The following is a 14,584-nucleotide window of genomic DNA, read 5'->3' on the forward strand; positions in this document are numbered from 1 at the left end:
GGCTTCCCGTCGATTGTCGGGATGCCAATGCAAACCAGCATCAGGCGATAATGCCCAATTCGGCGAGAGCCGCGTGGAGCTCATCCACGGCAGCCGCGATGTTGGCCGGCGTGGTCGTGCCGGCAGTCAGTGCAGCCGAGAGCGTGCAGGTCTGCTTCGCAATCGGCGTGGTGAGGCCGTAGAACCCGATCTTGTCGGTCGAGGACTGGCCGACAAGCAGGCCACTGGTGCCGCCATCGGAAAGCTGTTTGATTGCCATGATCGTATCCCTTCAAAGGGTTGGATTGGGGAAGGAAAAGAGGGGCCGGAGCCCCTCAGGATCAGGTCGAGCCGCTGATGCGGTGAGCCAGGCGGTTGTCGATGGTCTTGACGCCGTAGAGAACGTCCAGGCGCCATGCGCTTTCGTCATTGATACCGTCATAGACGGGGATCACGCGAACGTTGGTGCCCTTGTAGCTCTGGCGAGCCACGTCAACAGCGCCCGGGGGCGAGATGAGCGGGACAGTGACCAGCGCGAAGGCGTTCTTGTGGAACATCAGGTTCTGGCGGTAGCCAGTGCCACCAGTGCCGATCTTGGCAATGGTCGTGGTGCCATCGACCGGGACAGCGCTGACGTTCTGGAATGCACCAGTCGGGATGATCGGAGGCGAAATCTTGATCGCCGTATCACCCGCTGCGGTCACCGTGTCTTCAAGGACCACGAACTGCTTGCGGAAAGCAAGAGTGGCCTTGGTGACAGGGTTGACCGCGTAGACGTTGCTGAGTTCCAGCACGTCGCCGGCCTTCAGCGTCGAAGCATCCCAGCCATCCGTGGACAGGTACATGTAGCCCGTGTCCTTAGTCGCTTCGTAGGTCGTCGACAGGACGCCCAGACCGGCAGCCGCATCAGCCACAGCCGAAGCAGTCGCAGCCGCGCCGACAGTATGCGTCGGAACGTTCTGCGACATGTAGGTGTCGACGCCACCGATCTCGCCAAGCGAGCCCTTGCGATAGGCGCCCTTGGCCACATCCTGCATGTAGAGAGCAGTCTGCGAGCCGAGGAGGCCCCAATGGTCAGCCGGCGACAGAACGGCACAGCGGCCATCTGTCGGGTTGGCGTACTCATCCATCCGCTCCGGGCCTTTTGCGAAATCGGCATAGGAGTTGATCGGAGGAGTTGGCGTTCCGACCCAAGACGGGATGGTCTTGTACAGCGCCATCAGGTCGGTATCGATCTGGTTGGCAAGCTGGATCATCGCCGGCTTGATGACGCGCTCGGAGAGCTCGCCGATCTTCAGGGTCAGATCCTGCGACGTGAACTTGAAGTCAACGCCCTTGCGCTTGTCCACGGTAATCGTGGTCTTGCCTTCGACGACTTCCTGCGTCTGCATGACAGCGCCGTCACGGACGGTGAAGTCGGTCGGCTTGCGGATCGAGATGGTTTCACCCACCTTGAAGCCGTTCACCTTCTTGTCGAACTCGTTTTCGTAGCCGCGAAAGACCTTCTTGGCCATGACGAGTTCGTTGTCGAGGATCATCACCGCTTCCTTGGCGATGATGTCCGCAGTAAGCACGGTCTGTGCCATGATAGTGCTCCATCGGGCGGCTCGTGGCCGCGCTGGGACTGGACGTCATCCGACGTTCAATCAGGGTGAGGCTTAGCCTCCGCGCCCTGCCTGGCGGGCAGCGGCGTACTCCTCCATCGACATCTCCGAGAGGGATTTGCGGGAAGGCGGGTTGGCCTTGGCCGCGACAACCCTCAAAGGTGCCGGCTGCTGGGTGGGAGTTGGTTTGGAGGCTGGTTTGTTAAGGGCTTGTGCCCCGATACGAGCGAGATAGATCATCTCGTAGACGAGCGGGCTCATGAGTTTCGTGATGTCCTTGGGCGTTGCGCCCTTGGACAGTGCGAAGTCGATCACCTGCTTGTCGGTTTCGGGGGTCCAACCCTTGATAGTGCTCTGCGCGAACTGCTGCGTTTCGTTCATGCGCTTGGCAACGGATTGCTGCGCCTCAGAACTCCGCGACTCGTCGTGCTTTGAAAGGGTGGCCGTCAGTTGGTTCTTCTGGCTCTTGAGGTGCTGAACGTAGTTCCAGGTTTCGTCGGCAGAGAGAATGTCCTGCTGGCGGAGGGCCTGATATTCATTCCAACCAAAGTCCTTGAATCGCTCCAGTTCCTTCGTGACGGTTCGAAGGTCGGCGCGGGCGTCAAGATATTCCTCGCTCGCCTGGAATTGCTGGTCGAGACGCGATGCGCGCTCCTCCAGTTCCTTCTTGAACGCGGAAGTTTCCTGCGTCTTGCGGGTGTAATCGGCATGCATAAGCACACCGTCCTTGAGCCCCTTGGGACCGCGCACCTTTTGACCGTTCCAGTCAAATTCCTCGCTGTCGTCATCTTCGGGGACTGCCTCGGTTTCAGGCTCTTCGCCATCTTCGAGACTAACGGGCTCTTCAGCCTCTATTTCCGGTTCGATTGCTGGGGTTTCCAGTTCTACTTCGGCAATAGATTCCTGTTCGCCGTCCATATGGCGCACTCCTCATCGGTTGGTGCTGTTTGGTGCGCCGTTACGTGGCGCGGACGATTCAGCCTTGCGGGCTGGAATGCACGACAGGCCGGGATGCCTGTGCTTGAGCGGTTATCTGGGCTTTGTAGGCAGCAACCTTGGCGTCACTGTCAGCCTTGAACAGAGCGACCTTCTCGTCACTCTGGATTTCGAGCATCTTCATGCGCTCGTTCGACTGGATCTTGGCTTCGTCCGTGGCCGCGCTCATCTTGAGCTGCTGGTTTTCCTCGGTCAGCTTGGCAATCTGCTGCTGGCCTTCCTCGATCTTCTTCTGAAGCTCGGGCGGGATCTGCCCGGAGGTCATCGCCTCCATCTTTTCGGCAATCTCATCAGCGCCAGGCCAATCAAGGTTCTTGGCAAGCTCAGGACCAATGATTGTCGCGGCCTGTGGGAATGCCCGGATCATCTCGGTCATCTGCATGGCCGCTTCTTCGCGACGGGTGGTGAAGCTTGGGCCGGTCGAGACGGTCAGGTCGTATTTGCCCGATGTCAGGTCATGCAGGGCCATGAGCGGGTTGCCCTGCTCGTCCGTGAGCGGGTTGCCCTTCTTGTCGGTATCCGGGGCTTCCTTGTTGATCGTCTTGGGCGCCTGCGAGCCGTCTTCGCCGATGATGCGGACAATGCGCGGCCCGGTGTAGACCTTGGGGATCAGGTCAATCAGGATGCGACCTGTGTGGCGAATGGCGCGGCTCATGTTGTCGATAAAGTGGAACGTCGAAACGTCCCCCTCACGCTGCCGGGCCATGATCGCCCTGCCGGAGGTTTCATTCGAACGGGCACCGAGCGAAGCATCGTAAATGCCGATGATTGCCTTCATGTCGTCCGAGGCGTTCAGGGCCTCTTGGAGCGAGCCGGCTGCTGCGCCCGTATCGAGCGGCTGGCGCTGGGGCGGTGTCTGACCATCATACTCAAGGAATGGATGGCTCTTGGTGTTTGCCGTATTCCAGCGGTCGATATCACCATCGAAAGCACCCTTCGGCCCGATAAATGGCACCTTGGGAGCAAGTGCGACCAGTTCAGTTGCAGCCGTGCGCCAGTAGTTGAACGCCCTCTGGCTGTCGATTGCGTTGTGGATCATCGAACGGAAGTAGCGCTTCCCCTCGATGTCGAACTCATCACCATAGACCGGGATAATTGGGATATAGCGGCCCACCCAATTATTGGTTTCGAGAATATCCGCACCAGACATGATGCGTTGCGTGACCTTATGCGTCTTGGTCGTGCGCTCGCCGTGGATCTGGAGAACACCCGCCTCCAGCAGGGTTTGCAGGTCTGGATCGGATTCCAGCTCGTCCTTGCCGAACACCATGCCGTCTTGGGTTATGACGATAACGCGGTCTTTCTCTTCGCGCTGCCACCACTCGGCAGTGAGGACACCGTCATCATTAAGCCAGTCGGTGCCCTTGAGGCCGGTCCAAGCTGTGCTATCCCAATCTACGGTTGCCTTACCCTTGTACTGGGCCTCGAACTGCGACTTGCTCAGGCGGTCGACAACGAATGCCGTGTCCCAATCCGAGCTATCAGCAGCAGTTGAGTTAGGATCGCCATAGACCGAGAACGGGTTGCTGACCCGCTTGATCTGGATATCCATATCGAACGAGTCGTCGAAGGCGTAATCAAGCCCAATGCGCAGATAGCCAAAGCCACCAGTGACCGCGCATTCCGTGGCGGTGTCGTAGGCAATGTCGGCGTTCGACGTGTATTCGATATTGCGAATGAGGCCGTTGATGACCTCGGCTGTCTCTGGGTCAGCGCCGCTATCTGCCGGGTGAACCTTGATCGACGGCTTGTTCTGCCGGGCATCGTTGACCACCTGACGAATGAACGCCGGCAGCTTGTTGATGGTCAGGCATGGGCGCCCTTCAATCTGGCGCTGCTTGATGATGTCTGCCGGCCACTGCTCACCAGCACGCGCAAAGCGGATGTCCTCTAGCGCTGTCTGGCGGTTGTCATTCTCGACATCTGAAGCGCGCTGGAAAGCTTCTCGGCCTTCACGCAGCAGATCGTCTGTTTCTTCACTCATCGGCCCATCCAGTGAGTTCGACCCGCAGATAGCCGTCCGAAAACCCGATAGAGGTCCCGTAGCGCTTGTTGGGGTGGGCGCGATCCCACTCATGAGCCAACCGCATGCAGGCACTCACGACGTTCCAATAGCGCTCGTTCAGGTCTTCCATTGAGAGTGGCTGTTTCGTCGCGTCCCCAACATGGATTTGAACGCTCATGGTATCTCGCATCAGCCCATCCATCCGCCCGCGCCGTGGTGAACGGGCTTCGGCTTTGCTCTGACTCGGGGTTCTTCGTAGGCTACACACATCAGGCCGAAGGCGTCGGCGCCGTTCGAAGACCAATCATGATCAGGCCCGAGACCAACCTTGCGAACCTGGTCGCGCTTCTCGTGATACCAGCCCAGCGCCTTGCGCAATGAACCTGTCGTTGCTTCGTTGAACCAGATGCTTGGGAACAGCCTGCGCGCAGACTCCACTCGCATCATTGCGGCGCCCTTGCCTTGGTTTGGGACTGGCTCAGGTACGTCGTAGCCAGCAGCCTTGAACGCGCTGGCGTAGGACACATCAAAAACCTTGTCGTGGCTGTCACCGTCATGCGGCAGTATGATCTGCACCCGGCTATCAGGTGTGTAGCCCTGCGCGTGCATCCAATTCAGGTGCGCGGCTATGGGCTGGCCTTGGGCCTCGTAATAGTTCAGGACGCGGATTTCCTTGCCGATGAACTGGTCCGCGACGATGGCAAAGGCGTCCGCTTTGGCTCCTGTTCCGCCAATGTCCATATGAAGGCGAATGGTCATCAGCGGATCTGCCGCTACACGACCAATGCGGCCTTCCCTTTGGGCAGCAGCAAGGTAAGGGGCGTAGTAAGCGCCCTCGACAACACTCACGTAGCCACCTTCCCAGATATGGTCGTATTGCTCGGGGGCATCACGCAGGCAGTCCAGCCGCTCCTGGTTTAGAACACCCGGAAGCCAAGGGTTGTCTGACCAATTGGCCCTGACAACAGCCGCGCCTGTGGGGAGATTGGCGCCCCTCAAAATCTGGTCGATTGGGTCGTCGTCGAACCGAGGGTTCCACGAGGCCCAAATCTCGGATCCTTCCTCGCGGATTGTTGGCCGCAGAAGGTTCAACGAGTGCTGTGTGGCGGTCTGAGCTTCTTCCCACCAGGCCCGCTTGAACTTCTCCAGCGACTTCACCGACTCAGCGGTGTAGTCCTGCATGCCCTTGAATATGATGATGCCGTCTTTGGGCGTCTCGATCACATCGCGGAAAACCTTGAAGCCATCCGCCTCGCCAAGCCTGAAATTGGACAACTTGTCCTCGATCAGAAGCTTTGCTGACTGTGTCAGATCCTTCTGGACTTCACGGATACAAACCGAGCGAAGCCCCTCGCCGGTAAGCCCTGGCTCAGCCAAGCTGTCCTCGACAAGCAGGCCGGCGAAGAAGTGTGATTTGCCCGACCCTCGCCCACCGTGGGCACCCTTATATCGAGCTGGCTCCAGAAGAGGCGTAAATACCTCTGCCGTTTCAATCCGAAGGACGGACAATGTGTCGTTCGATCCGGGTGACAATGGGGTTGTCCGCATCCCCACTCAGCGTTACCGCAGACAGATCCGGCAGCGTCTTGCGCAGGAGGATTTCGATTGCGCGAAGTCTGCCAGCCTCAATCTCGGGGATTTCACCTAAAGCGTATTGCTGCAAGCGATTTACGAGCTGACTTGTCTGGATTGCCGAGCGCGTTTGATCCTGCTGGCGCAGGTTGAGCCGTGCGGCCATTGTGGCAGTTCCTTTCGGATTGTTGCCGGTTATTCGTACTCTTCGAGAATGTCGGCCTGGGTGCGAAGCCAGCGAATGACCGCTGCTATCGGCATGCATGTGGCCATGAGGTGGATGGCACACTCACCAAAGTACGCTGCCTGGCGCGCCTTGAACGTGGCAGCTTCTTGTTCTGCTAGTTCAGTGATGGAGCGAGGTTCAGGCAACGAACCGCGCCTGATTACGCTGATAGATGAAGCCGGGGTCTATGAAGAACGTTTCACGCTTTGGCCGAGCCGGCATACCCACTCCCACCAAGTCGCTCAACGCGTGCTTGTAGCGGACCTTGCCGATCTTGCAGTGGCGGGCAACGGCGTTGAGGCGATTTTCCATCTGCCGCATGCGCTCCTGCTCATCAACAACGACCGTATAGCTCATCACCGCTCCTGCCACCGGATGAAGCCAATCTGGTCCATCATCTCATGTGCCATGATCTTGTTGCCGTCCTCGTCGAGAATGCCGATGTCGATTAGCTCGTGGCTTTCGAAGACCGTGCGGGCAAGGTAGTTCTCGCCGTCTGGAAACTCGTCCATGCTGGCGGCTTTGACGCGAACATACTGACGGGGCATCGCTGCTCCTGATGGGAGACCCGAGCCGTAGCCCGGGCCAGTGAGGATGCTTCTGGTGATCAATCCAGGCAGAGCCTCAGACTAGGCATTGCCCGCACACACGCACTCTCTAGCGCTAAGGCTTCCCGGAGGGTTGTAGAGGCTGGGCGGGCAATCTGAAATGCAAAAGGCCCACCGGATTAGGGCGGGCCTGTAGACGCAATTTGCGCCAATACAAATACGATTACAGGTTTCTGCCATGAAGGTCAAGCGCTATTTTCAAGCTCGTCACAGGTAATTGAAGTGCATGGCGCAGGCATGCAGATCGAGATGCAGCACCGCCGCCATGTCCCTTGACGGCACTCCGAAGCGGACGGCTATCTCCGATACCGGCTGGCCATGGACGCAATAGGCGGTCAGCCTGGCGGTCGGCAAATGGCCTAGTTCGAGGAATGCCTTCTTCAGGTCGTCCAGCGCCATGACGCGGCCATCAGGCAGGCCTTTCCACCCTGCCCCACCCTCGGACAGTAGATCGGGCGAGGATGCGGACGCAGTGCCGGCCTTCTCCCACAGCCCGGCATAATGGATGCCGGCATGGTAGAGCGCAGAAAGGCCCTTCTCCTTACTTGAGCGAGCATAGCGCCATTCGAACGTGCCGGGGCGGCAACGCAGCACCCGCGTCTCTGAGCGAGTGGCGGTGACACGCACGTCCGTGTTGATCTCAACAGCGCCTTCGTACCCGGGCTCGATCTGGCGCTTGGCTGCGGCCTTGCTCATTCACTGCCCTTTCGGCTCAAACCGATTGTAGATGTCGCAGAGGCTTGTCACATGCTCGCCTATGAGGGGATGGCGGGTCTCGCCGTCTATCCGGTCGAAGAAGTACGTGTTGGGATGCCCGCAGCGCTTTTCGCCGTTGGCCTCGTTGAAGTGTGTGCAGGCTCGGCAATAGGGTTGATCGGTCATCGGGGCTGGCCCTCTTGCTTGGGAGATGCGACCGTCCGCAGATAACGACCCTCGGCATTGGCAAGCTCATCCTCCACAATCGCTTCGAGGAGGCTCACGCAAAGCGACGCAAGCGGCCTGCCCGTCTCCTCGGCCATTGCTGACAGGTGCTGCCATGTGTTGTGCGGGATGCGCATACCCATACGGTGAGTGGGCTTCGCGAGATCGGCCACGTCGGAACCGCCATGCTTGCGCAGCAGGTACAGAATCGATGTGTGATCGCGGTTGAACACCTTTCCCAACTGGACAAGAGACATCTTCGGGAAATGCTCCCGAACCTTGAGAACGGCCGCAATCCGAACCTTCAGGATATCACGCTTGGTGCTGGCTCCGGTGATATCGGAGGGCAGGACGCCATACGCGTCAGCCATGATTTTGACGATCTCAAGAGCCCCCGCCCTTATCGCCGCATTGCCGTTGCCCGTCTTGGCGAGCGCCCTCTCAAGAGGGCTACGGTCGTTGTCTTGGGTGATGGCTGCGGCCACCGACTCCGCACGCGTCCCTGTGGCCGCCACAAGCGCACGCGCAGCAGCCTCTTCGGCCTTGCGTTCACGCTCCCGCTGCTCGGCACGGGTGGCAATTGCAGCCTTAGCCCTCTCCTCTCGCCTTCGTTCATTCACGCGGCGAACGAACTCGGGATTGTAGCCGGGCCGGTAGTGGTGCGCTGGTTCGTCTTGGTTCAACATCGGGCTAACCCTTCTGCTGTTTCTCTTGCCATTGACGGCTGAAATGATTGTCTGGGAGCCTTGGTGTCGGCATTTGCACGACATTGGCTGTGCGCTCTTCCTGACGGGCTCGGAACTCGCGTTCCTTCTCTGCGCCGTCTTCGTAAGCTCTGCGGTTCAGCCAGGTTTGCGCGTGGAGCTTGTATTCAGCCTGCCCGCCGCCACGGATGAACCAGCTAGCGCCGTCCACGATGTCTTGCGGGTCAGCCCGCAGCACCTCTACGTGCCGGAAGAACTCATCTCTGGCGGAGCCGCGACCGTCGTTCTTGTGCATATGCGGCTGCCAGCAGGTCCAGAACGCAAGGAACTCTGGCGTCTCATCTGCCTTTGATGTGGGGCGGGCCTTCTTCATGCTTTCCTCACAAGTTCGATCTCTATTCCGTGCAGGGCCTCGACAAGCTTGCGCTTCAGCTTGGAGACCGGCGTATCAACGCCCTTGCAGTCCACGATCCTCTCGCGCTGCTCTCGCATGTCCCAGAATGCGAAGTCGCTGCGGTAGGTGCAGACCAGTTTGCCCTTGATGGTGATGATGAAGGGCTTTTGAAGCTCGACGTTCACGACCTCGCCAGCGCGCTCCAGCAGCTTGAGGTTCGAATAGAACCGGCCTTCAAGTTTGGAGGCAAAGCGGATGCCGTCGATGACAACGGGCTGGGCGTTGTACTTGGTCAAAGCATTGCCTCCTGCTTGGGCTCGGGGGCACGTACTTCAACGAACATGTCGGGCTGTGCGTAGGCCTTGCGGATGCGCTCACAGGCTATGTCGAAATAGCCCTCGTCGATCTCGATGCCGATGAAAGCCCTACCCAACGCAGCGCATGCAACACCAGTGGAGCCGCTGCCCATGAAGGGGTCGAGAATCGTCCCGTCAGCCGGGAGAAACCCAATGCACCATTTCATCAACTGAACGGGCTTTTGTGTCGGGTGTAGCTTACCCTTGTAGTCGCCGCGAGCGAGAGGATCGTAAGAGAACGTCCTCGCATTCGAATCCATGTTAGTCATGGCCAACTCGGACTCGGCGTAGGATCTGCCCTTAAACCCGGCTCCCTTATCCCAAACGAGGTAACACCGAGCGGGTGGCAAGCCGAAGTAATTTCCGCCCCAGATGATGTACCTTGCACCTATCTTGGTGATCTCTTTTATCGTTTCTTCCGAGGGCGGGGACTTATCCCACCCCTTCTTTTCAAAGTCATTGAACCCCTTGTAGCCAACGTTCCCACCATCCATTCCAATGCCATATGGCGGATCGGTTAGAACGGCGGCGACGTTCGGAAGTTGACGCATAACTGGGAGGCAATCCCCCAAGATTAGCCTACAATCACCTATGACAACCTCGCGCTTAATGGGTGATCGCCCTTCCCAGTCATGGGTATCGCCGCGCAAACGCTTGGCCTCTATGGCCGCGTCATAGCTCTTGCGGGCGTCGTCGGTGGGGTCGTAAGTCACGTTGCTACAGCCTGTTCTCGATGCGGGTGAGACTGCTGGCGATCTGGCTGCAAAGCTCGTTGATGTCGGACGCGGCCAAGTCTATCTGGTCGAAGCGTCCACCGCCGCAACCCTTAGTCTCGCCGCTGCTTGCCCCCTCAGGGACACTGCCAGTCAGCATATCCGCGAGAGCAGACACGCGATTGCGAACATTCCTCAATTGGCTGATGCTTTCATCCAGCCGTGTGAAGCATGATGCTGGCGGCAAATCCTGCCCGACAGCCCTTCCGATGCCCGTGTATTTCATGTCCATCTGACTTCTCCGGTTAAGATTCATCCAGGATTGCGCCGACCAGCCCATCCATGGCGATGATCGAAAGCAGCTTGTTGGAAAGCTCATTGACCGTCAGCCCGCGTTCCAAGGCTGGACCGTCAAGCCGCTTGGAAATGGTCTTGGGAACGTAGACGACCGACCCGCGACCGTCTTGGAACGCGAAGCCTTCACGATGCCCGACATTGCGGACGTAGTTGACCTCAAGCTGTAGTGCGGCCGCTGCCTGAACCGCCGTCGCCGTTGGATGGCTGCGGTGATAGGCTATTACCTTGTCCTTGGTGCGGGGGCGGGTCATCTCACAGACCTCTTATTTTCCGGTCCAGCCACAGCATCAGCCACGCCAACAATTTTATCGGCCAGGCCAACAATTTTCGAACCACGCGCATGAGCCAGTGCCTTTTCTTTTTCGTAAGCAGCATCACCGACCGACACGGCGAGGCCGTAGGCATGGCGAGCAAGCAGGAGGGCGCGATAAACCGAACCGCGCACATCGGTCATTTCACGAGTCTTGTATTGGAGCCTGAAAAGATAGCTCTCTGAAACGCCTATGCTCTTGGCAAGGCGGTATCGAACAAGATTTTCCTTGTCCCTTCGCCCCTTCCATTCGGCATCCATTAGCTCCCCGGCCCATTTGGCCGCCTCGGTTAAAGCTGCGTTATTCATGGCGTCCTCGGAAATTCTTTTTCCGTTTTCGGAAACTCTTTTGTCTGACATTTTTGGACCCCGTTGATACGTTTCTTGTCATGAACAAGAACGAGCACAGGGAGTGGACGGAAAGTGACGAGCGGGCCGCGCGGAAACTTTTGGCGAAGCTGGAAGCGCGGACGGGTAAGGCTGCGGGGTGCCTTCAAGAAAGCCCCGAGAAATTCATTCGGCCCATGGCCGGAACGCGGGGACTGGGACAGTCGGAGGAGAAGAACCGACGCCAGTTCCCGCATGCAAATGACAATGGAAGAAAAGGGCTGCGAGCGAAGCAGACGCAAAACCTGTTGCCTCAAGCTCGCAGCCAGTTGCCGTGCCGGGAGGAAGGGCACGGGGGAGATGGGGGCAGACGCGTGGACTTGGTTCAGAGACTTCGGTTGCGTTTCAGTTTCATGAGGAGAGAGGCAGCCACGCGCCCTAACCGGGAAGACGCCTCCCATACAGATCGCGCTGAGTTCGAAAACTCCACGCTCCCGGTGATTTCGAAATGAGAAGGTCATTGGCCGAGCGCCTTCTCACGCTCGTCGGCGCTCATGTCTTCGACGACCAGCTCGGTCCATTGGTCTGCCCCAGCGGGCTGATACGAGTGGCAGCGACGGCGAAACGCGTCTCGCGTCATCACGTGGAGTTTGTTTGCGCCGAATTCTCTGCCTTCTGGCGAGATCCATTTGCGCAGAAAGAAGACCCGAGCCGGATAGGGGCGCGGAAGATTATGGACACTAACGACCGTATACCGAACCCGACCAACGCCGTGAGCGCGGGCGCGCGCATCTTCAGGGCCGACCATTTCCCAAATGACCCCAGGCTTCCACGTCAGCGTGGTAATAACACCATCCTCGTCCTGTTCCCTGTAGGGATCGCGGACGAAGGGGCAATCAACTTCGAATGTTTGACCGGGTTCCATCTACGCCCTCACCTTCTTTGACTTTGCAGGCTTGGGGGAGAGCATTGCAGTGCAGCGCACGATGCCGTTCTGTACCAATCGGTCGCGTTCAATGTCGGCGTCAGCCCTACCGAGTATCCGAGGCCAGTCACTGATCATTGGTTCAGCCTCTCGACCTTGTATGCGATGCCGTTGAACTCGAATGCGCCTGCCTTGATGCGGTTCTTGGTGATGTCGCCGGATATCCCTGCGCCCATGATGAGGCCGAGAACCCCGCCAATGACGAGAGCCAGGATTGTGCTTGCCCATTCGGTCATTGGAGCCCCTCTACCAAAAGGACGAATAAGCCCACCGCTCCGAAGACAAGAGACGTTCCAACGCAGTAGGTGAGCAATGCTCGCAGCATCAGTCCCGCGCCTCAGCAAAGGGAGTTCCGAGAATGCGGATTTGCTTCATTTTGCCGGGCGCGAGGTGATCCCGCTTTTCGCCTCGGAAGGCGGCGTTCCAGGCAAGGGCGGCAGCATGGCAATGCGCAATGCGAGCGGTCTGGCCTGTGGCGATGTTGCGACGGCACCAGCTAAGCAACGCCTTTGCGGGCTGACCGTTCTGTCCGTCGTCAGAACATTTGGCGCAGATTGGGGCGTAGACTAGCGGAGAGCGGGCCTCGTCTGGGATTTGATGTTAGGCTGCGAGCTTGCGGTGCTGCAAGCGCCGATATTCGATGGTTTTTCGTTTGATCCTTTCGCGCTGTTTGATGATGGCCTGTGCCCTGCCGAAGTAGACATCGGCAGGCGTCACGTTGGCCAGGCTCTCGTGGTAACGCTGGTTGTTGTAGTGCTCGACGAAGGCCTCGATCTGGGCTTCGAGGTCGCCGGGCAGGAAGTAGTTCTCCAACAGGATGCGGTTCTTCAGGGTCTGGTGCCAGCGCTCGATCTTGCCTTGGGTCTGCGGGTGGCACGGCGCGCCGCGCACATGGCTCATCTTGTTGGCCTCGATGTATTCGGCCAGCTCGCCCGCGATGTAGCTGGGGCCATTGTCCGATAGCAGCCTGGGTTTGTGTAGAACGGTGGCGCTGTCGCAGCCCGAGGCGGCGAGCGCGAGGTCCAGTGTGTCGGTCACGTCCTCGGCCCGCATGTTGGTGCATAGCTTCCAGGCGATGATGTAGCGCGAGAAGTCGTCAAGCACCGTCGAGAGGTACATCCAGCCCCACCCGATGATCTTGAAGTAGGTGAAGTCGGTCTGCCACATCTCGTTCGGCCGCGTGGTCTTGGTGTGGAACTGATCGGCCGCCTTGATTACCGTATAGGCTGGGCTGGTGATCAGGTCATGGGCCTTGAGCAACCGGTAGACCGTGGCTTCCGACACGAAGTAGTGTTTCTCGTCGGTGAAGCGCACGGCCAGTTCGCGTGGGCTGAGGTCGGTCGCCTCCAACGCCATCTCGACGATCTGGTCCTGGATGTCCTCGCCAATGCGGTTCCACACCCGGTTCGGCGCCGAAGGGCGATCCTCCAGCGCTTCCGGCCCACCTTCCCGGTAGCGGTCATACCAGCGGTAGAAGGTCCGGCGGGCAATGCCGAGCTGGTCCAGCGTCCGCCTGGCCGGCAGGTGCGACTGCTCGACGATACGGATGATCTCCAGCTTCTCGGATGCGGGATACCTCATTCGTCGTCGCCCCCATCCGCGATCATGCTTTTTTTAAGCAAGCGGTTTTCCAGCGTCAGGTCCGCCACGCACTCCTTCAGCGCACGGGCTTCGCGGCGCAAGTCCTGCACGTCACCGGAGGTCGCCGCACGGGCGGTGTCCCCGGCCAGGCGGCGTTTGCCGGCTTCCATGAACTCCTTGGACCAGCTGTAGTACAGACTCTGCGCGATGCCCTCTTTGCGGCACAACTCGGCGATACTGTCGTCACCGCGAAGACCTTCAAGCACGATGCGGATCTTGTCTTCGGCCGAGAAGTGGCGGCGGGTCTGACGCCGGATGTCCTTGACCACCCGCTCTGCAGGGGGCTTGGTCGGTGATTTTGAATTGGAGGATTTGGGCTTCATCTTCGTTCCTTCGTCACTACGACGAAGCCCAAATCCTCCTTAAATCACAACCTCAAATCTGTGCCATAGCCGCTGACGGGGGACACTGCTTTGTCAGCGACCGGCCCCGCAAGGTGTCCTTCGACAACGACCGTCGCCTACACGCCGAGGACGGCAAGGCTGTCGAGTACTCGGACGGTTGGGGCACCTATGCATGGCATGGGGTAAACATCCCCGGCGAGTGGATCGACGACAAGTCCAAGCTGGACGCCAAGACGGCGCTGACCTGGCCGAATATCGAGCAGCGCCGCGTAGCCCTTAATGACATCGTAGGCTGGAACAGGGTGCTCCGAGAGTTGAACGCCAAGGTCATCGATGATGATGGTGACCCGGAGATTGGCACGCTACTGGAAGTCCAACTTCCCGATCTGTCTGTCCCCACCAAGATATTGCGCGCCCGATGCGGGACGGGTCGCGAATTTTCCATACCAGTCCCCCCGCATGTCACCACCGCCCTCGAAGCTAACGCCGGGTCTTACCGGTTCCGTGTGGGCGAATTCTCAAAACCAGAAGTGAGGACTTGA

23 protein-coding genes are annotated in these 14,584 nt (G+C 59.0%); 2 read left to right on the forward strand and 21 right to left on the reverse strand.

Annotation, left to right across the window (positions count from 1 at the left end; genetic code table 11):
- Nucleotides 1–40: 40 nt before the first annotated feature.
- From CO731_RS24370 to CO731_RS28860, 20 genes are all read right to left on the reverse strand, one after another.
- Nucleotides 41–259 carry a hypothetical protein gene (locus CO731_RS24370; protein ID WP_108609210.1) on the reverse strand — a complete coding sequence of 73 codons (219 nt, stop codon included), beginning with the start codon at nucleotides 257–259 and terminating at the stop codon, nucleotides 41–43.
- Nucleotides 260–320: 61 nt separating this feature from the next.
- Entirely contained in the window at nucleotides 321–1,565 is a 1,245-nt protein-coding gene (locus CO731_RS24375) for a P22 phage major capsid protein family protein (protein WP_108609211.1), read from the reverse strand.
- Nucleotides 1,566–1,637: 72 nt separating this feature from the next.
- Nucleotides 1,638–2,501: a hypothetical protein gene (locus tag CO731_RS24380; RefSeq protein WP_108609212.1), complete on the reverse strand. Its 864-nt coding sequence runs from the start codon at nucleotides 2,499–2,501 to the stop codon at nucleotides 1,638–1,640.
- A 58-nt stretch (nucleotides 2,502–2,559) separates the two neighbouring features.
- The gene (locus CO731_RS24385; RefSeq protein WP_108609213.1) at nucleotides 2,560–4,563 is read right to left on the reverse strand and encodes a portal protein; all 2,004 of its coding nucleotides are present in this window, start codon (nucleotides 4,561–4,563) and stop codon (nucleotides 2,560–2,562) included.
- The gene (locus CO731_RS24390) at nucleotides 4,556–4,762 is read right to left on the reverse strand and encodes a hypothetical protein (RefSeq protein WP_159091704.1); all 207 of its coding nucleotides are present in this window, start codon (nucleotides 4,760–4,762) and stop codon (nucleotides 4,556–4,558) included. The genes CO731_RS24385 and CO731_RS24390 overlap by 8 nt, the downstream gene beginning before the upstream one ends.
- Before the next feature lie 11 nt (nucleotides 4,763–4,773).
- Nucleotides 4,774–6,132 (reverse strand): phage terminase large subunit, encoded by a 1,359-nt coding sequence (locus CO731_RS24395; protein WP_108609215.1) that lies wholly within the window; start codon nucleotides 6,130–6,132, stop codon nucleotides 4,774–4,776.
- Nucleotides 6,074–6,322 (reverse strand): hypothetical protein, encoded by a 249-nt coding sequence (locus CO731_RS28850; protein WP_159091705.1) that lies wholly within the window; start codon nucleotides 6,320–6,322, stop codon nucleotides 6,074–6,076. The genes CO731_RS24395 and CO731_RS28850 overlap by 59 nt, the downstream gene beginning before the upstream one ends.
- 198 nt (nucleotides 6,323–6,520) lie before the next feature.
- A complete protein-coding gene (locus CO731_RS24400) occupies nucleotides 6,521–6,739 on the reverse strand; it encodes a hypothetical protein (RefSeq protein ID WP_108609216.1) in 219 nt (72 codons plus the stop codon).
- On the reverse strand, nucleotides 6,739–6,930 hold the full coding sequence (locus CO731_RS24405) for a hypothetical protein (RefSeq protein WP_108679472.1): 192 nt from the start codon (nucleotides 6,928–6,930) through the stop codon (nucleotides 6,739–6,741). Before CO731_RS24405 ends, CO731_RS24400 begins: the two co-directional genes overlap by 1 nt.
- Before the next feature lie 267 nt (nucleotides 6,931–7,197).
- Complete coding sequence (locus tag CO731_RS24410) at nucleotides 7,198–7,686, reverse strand: hypothetical protein (RefSeq protein ID WP_108609217.1); 489 nt, start codon at nucleotides 7,684–7,686, stop codon at nucleotides 7,198–7,200.
- Nucleotides 7,687–7,872, reverse strand: coding sequence for a hypothetical protein (locus CO731_RS24415; RefSeq protein WP_108609218.1), 186 nt, complete (start codon nucleotides 7,870–7,872; stop codon nucleotides 7,687–7,689).
- Complete coding sequence (locus CO731_RS24420) at nucleotides 7,869–8,597, reverse strand: helix-turn-helix domain-containing protein (RefSeq protein WP_159091706.1); 729 nt, start codon at nucleotides 8,595–8,597, stop codon at nucleotides 7,869–7,871. Before CO731_RS24420 ends, CO731_RS24415 begins: the two co-directional genes overlap by 4 nt.
- Nucleotides 8,598–8,601: 4 nt before the next feature.
- A complete protein-coding gene (locus tag CO731_RS28855) occupies nucleotides 8,602–8,988 on the reverse strand; it encodes a hypothetical protein (protein ID WP_159091707.1) in 387 nt (128 codons plus the stop codon).
- Nucleotides 8,985–9,305 (reverse strand): DUF1064 domain-containing protein, encoded by a 321-nt coding sequence (locus CO731_RS24425; protein WP_108609220.1) that lies wholly within the window; start codon nucleotides 9,303–9,305, stop codon nucleotides 8,985–8,987. Before CO731_RS24425 ends, CO731_RS28855 begins: the two co-directional genes overlap by 4 nt.
- Entirely contained in the window at nucleotides 9,302–10,078 is a 777-nt protein-coding gene (locus tag CO731_RS24430) for a site-specific DNA-methyltransferase (protein WP_108609221.1), read from the reverse strand. The genes CO731_RS24425 and CO731_RS24430 overlap by 4 nt, the downstream gene beginning before the upstream one ends.
- A 4-nt stretch (nucleotides 10,079–10,082) precedes the next feature.
- On the reverse strand, nucleotides 10,083–10,370 hold the full coding sequence (locus tag CO731_RS24435) for a hypothetical protein (protein ID WP_108609222.1): 288 nt from the start codon (nucleotides 10,368–10,370) through the stop codon (nucleotides 10,083–10,085).
- 13 nt (nucleotides 10,371–10,383) lie between these two features.
- Nucleotides 10,384–10,686, reverse strand: a complete 303-nt coding sequence (locus CO731_RS24440; protein ID WP_108609223.1) for a hypothetical protein — start codon at nucleotides 10,684–10,686, stop codon at nucleotides 10,384–10,386.
- A complete protein-coding gene (locus tag CO731_RS24445) occupies nucleotides 10,683–11,105 on the reverse strand; it encodes a hypothetical protein (protein ID WP_159091708.1) in 423 nt (140 codons plus the stop codon). Before CO731_RS24445 ends, CO731_RS24440 begins: the two co-directional genes overlap by 4 nt.
- A 484-nt stretch (nucleotides 11,106–11,589) precedes the next feature.
- Nucleotides 11,590–11,997 carry a hypothetical protein gene (locus CO731_RS24455; protein WP_108679474.1) on the reverse strand — a complete coding sequence of 136 codons (408 nt, stop codon included), beginning with the start codon at nucleotides 11,995–11,997 and terminating at the stop codon, nucleotides 11,590–11,592.
- 134 nt (nucleotides 11,998–12,131) lie between these two features.
- Nucleotides 12,132–12,293, reverse strand: a complete 162-nt coding sequence (locus tag CO731_RS28860) for a hypothetical protein (protein WP_159091709.1) — start codon at nucleotides 12,291–12,293, stop codon at nucleotides 12,132–12,134.
- A gap of 76 nt (nucleotides 12,294–12,369) precedes the next feature.
- Here CO731_RS28860 and CO731_RS28865 point away from each other — a divergent pair, with 76 nt between their 5' ends.
- Complete coding sequence (locus CO731_RS28865; protein ID WP_159091710.1) at nucleotides 12,370–12,627, forward strand: hypothetical protein; 258 nt, start codon at nucleotides 12,370–12,372, stop codon at nucleotides 12,625–12,627.
- Between the two features lie 30 nt (nucleotides 12,628–12,657).
- Here the strand turns inward: CO731_RS28865 and CO731_RS24460 are convergent.
- A protein-coding gene (locus CO731_RS24460; protein ID WP_108606636.1) for an IS3 family transposase occupies nucleotides 12,658–14,021 on the reverse strand; the annotation gives its coding sequence in 2 pieces (ribosomal slippage) (nucleotides 12,658–13,671 and nucleotides 13,674–14,021; 1,362 coding nt in all).
- Here CO731_RS24460 and CO731_RS28870 point away from each other — a divergent pair.
- On the forward strand, nucleotides 13,991–14,584 hold the full coding sequence (locus tag CO731_RS28870) for a DUF6745 domain-containing protein (protein WP_343207435.1): 594 nt from the start codon (nucleotides 13,991–13,993) through the stop codon (nucleotides 14,582–14,584). The genes CO731_RS24460 and CO731_RS28870 overlap by 31 nt on opposite strands.

Source organism: Aminobacter sp. MSH1 (assembly GCF_003071665.1).
Taxonomy (GTDB): Bacteria; Pseudomonadota; Alphaproteobacteria; order Rhizobiales; family Rhizobiaceae; genus Aminobacter; species Aminobacter niigataensis.

What these genes read in the sequence shown, in the direction of transcription:
- CO731_RS24395 (WP_108609215.1), bottom strand. Translation starts at nt 6,132, where the DNA reads ATGCGGACAACCCCATTGTCACCCGGATCGAACGACACATTGTCCGTC.
- CO731_RS24440 (WP_108609223.1), bottom strand. Translation starts at nt 10,686, where the DNA reads ATGACCCGCCCCCGCACCAAGGACAAGGTAATAGCCTATCACCGCAGC.
- CO731_RS24370 (WP_108609210.1), bottom strand. Translation starts at nt 259, where the DNA reads ATGGCAATCAAACAGCTTTCCGATGGCGGCACCAGTGGCCTGCTTGTC.
- CO731_RS28850 (WP_159091705.1), bottom strand. Translation starts at nt 6,322, where the DNA reads ATGGCCGCACGGCTCAACCTGCGCCAGCAGGATCAAACGCGCTCGGCA.
- CO731_RS24445 (WP_159091708.1), bottom strand. Translation starts at nt 11,105, where the DNA reads ATGTCAGACAAAAGAGTTTCCGAAAACGGAAAAAGAATTTCCGAGGAC.
- CO731_RS24375 (WP_108609211.1), bottom strand. Translation starts at nt 1,565, where the DNA reads ATGGCACAGACCGTGCTTACTGCGGACATCATCGCCAAGGAAGCGGTG.
- CO731_RS28865 (WP_159091710.1), top strand. Translation starts at nt 12,370, where the DNA reads ATGCTCGCAGCATCAGTCCCGCGCCTCAGCAAAGGGAGTTCCGAGAAT.
- CO731_RS24390 (WP_159091704.1), bottom strand. Translation starts at nt 4,762, where the DNA reads ATGAGCGTTCAAATCCATGTTGGGGACGCGACGAAACAGCCACTCTCA.
- CO731_RS28855 (WP_159091707.1), bottom strand. Translation starts at nt 8,988, where the DNA reads ATGAAGAAGGCCCGCCCCACATCAAAGGCAGATGAGACGCCAGAGTTC.
- CO731_RS24385 (WP_108609213.1), bottom strand. Translation starts at nt 4,563, where the DNA reads ATGAGTGAAGAAACAGACGATCTGCTGCGTGAAGGCCGAGAAGCTTTC.
- CO731_RS24405 (WP_108679472.1), bottom strand. Translation starts at nt 6,930, where the DNA reads ATGCCCCGTCAGTATGTTCGCGTCAAAGCCGCCAGCATGGACGAGTTT.
- CO731_RS24400 (WP_108609216.1), bottom strand. Translation starts at nt 6,739, where the DNA reads ATGAGCTATACGGTCGTTGTTGATGAGCAGGAGCGCATGCGGCAGATG.
- CO731_RS28860 (WP_159091709.1), bottom strand. Translation starts at nt 12,293, where the DNA reads ATGACCGAATGGGCAAGCACAATCCTGGCTCTCGTCATTGGCGGGGTT.
- CO731_RS24380 (WP_108609212.1), bottom strand. Translation starts at nt 2,501, where the DNA reads ATGGACGGCGAACAGGAATCTATTGCCGAAGTAGAACTGGAAACCCCA.
- CO731_RS24410 (WP_108609217.1), bottom strand. Translation starts at nt 7,686, where the DNA reads ATGAGCAAGGCCGCAGCCAAGCGCCAGATCGAGCCCGGGTACGAAGGC.
- CO731_RS24420 (WP_159091706.1), bottom strand. Translation starts at nt 8,597, where the DNA reads ATGTTGAACCAAGACGAACCAGCGCACCACTACCGGCCCGGCTACAAT.
- CO731_RS24455 (WP_108679474.1), bottom strand. Translation starts at nt 11,997, where the DNA reads ATGGAACCCGGTCAAACATTCGAAGTTGATTGCCCCTTCGTCCGCGAT.
- CO731_RS24415 (WP_108609218.1), bottom strand. Translation starts at nt 7,872, where the DNA reads ATGACCGATCAACCCTATTGCCGAGCCTGCACACACTTCAACGAGGCC.
- CO731_RS24435 (WP_108609222.1), bottom strand. Translation starts at nt 10,370, where the DNA reads ATGGACATGAAATACACGGGCATCGGAAGGGCTGTCGGGCAGGATTTG.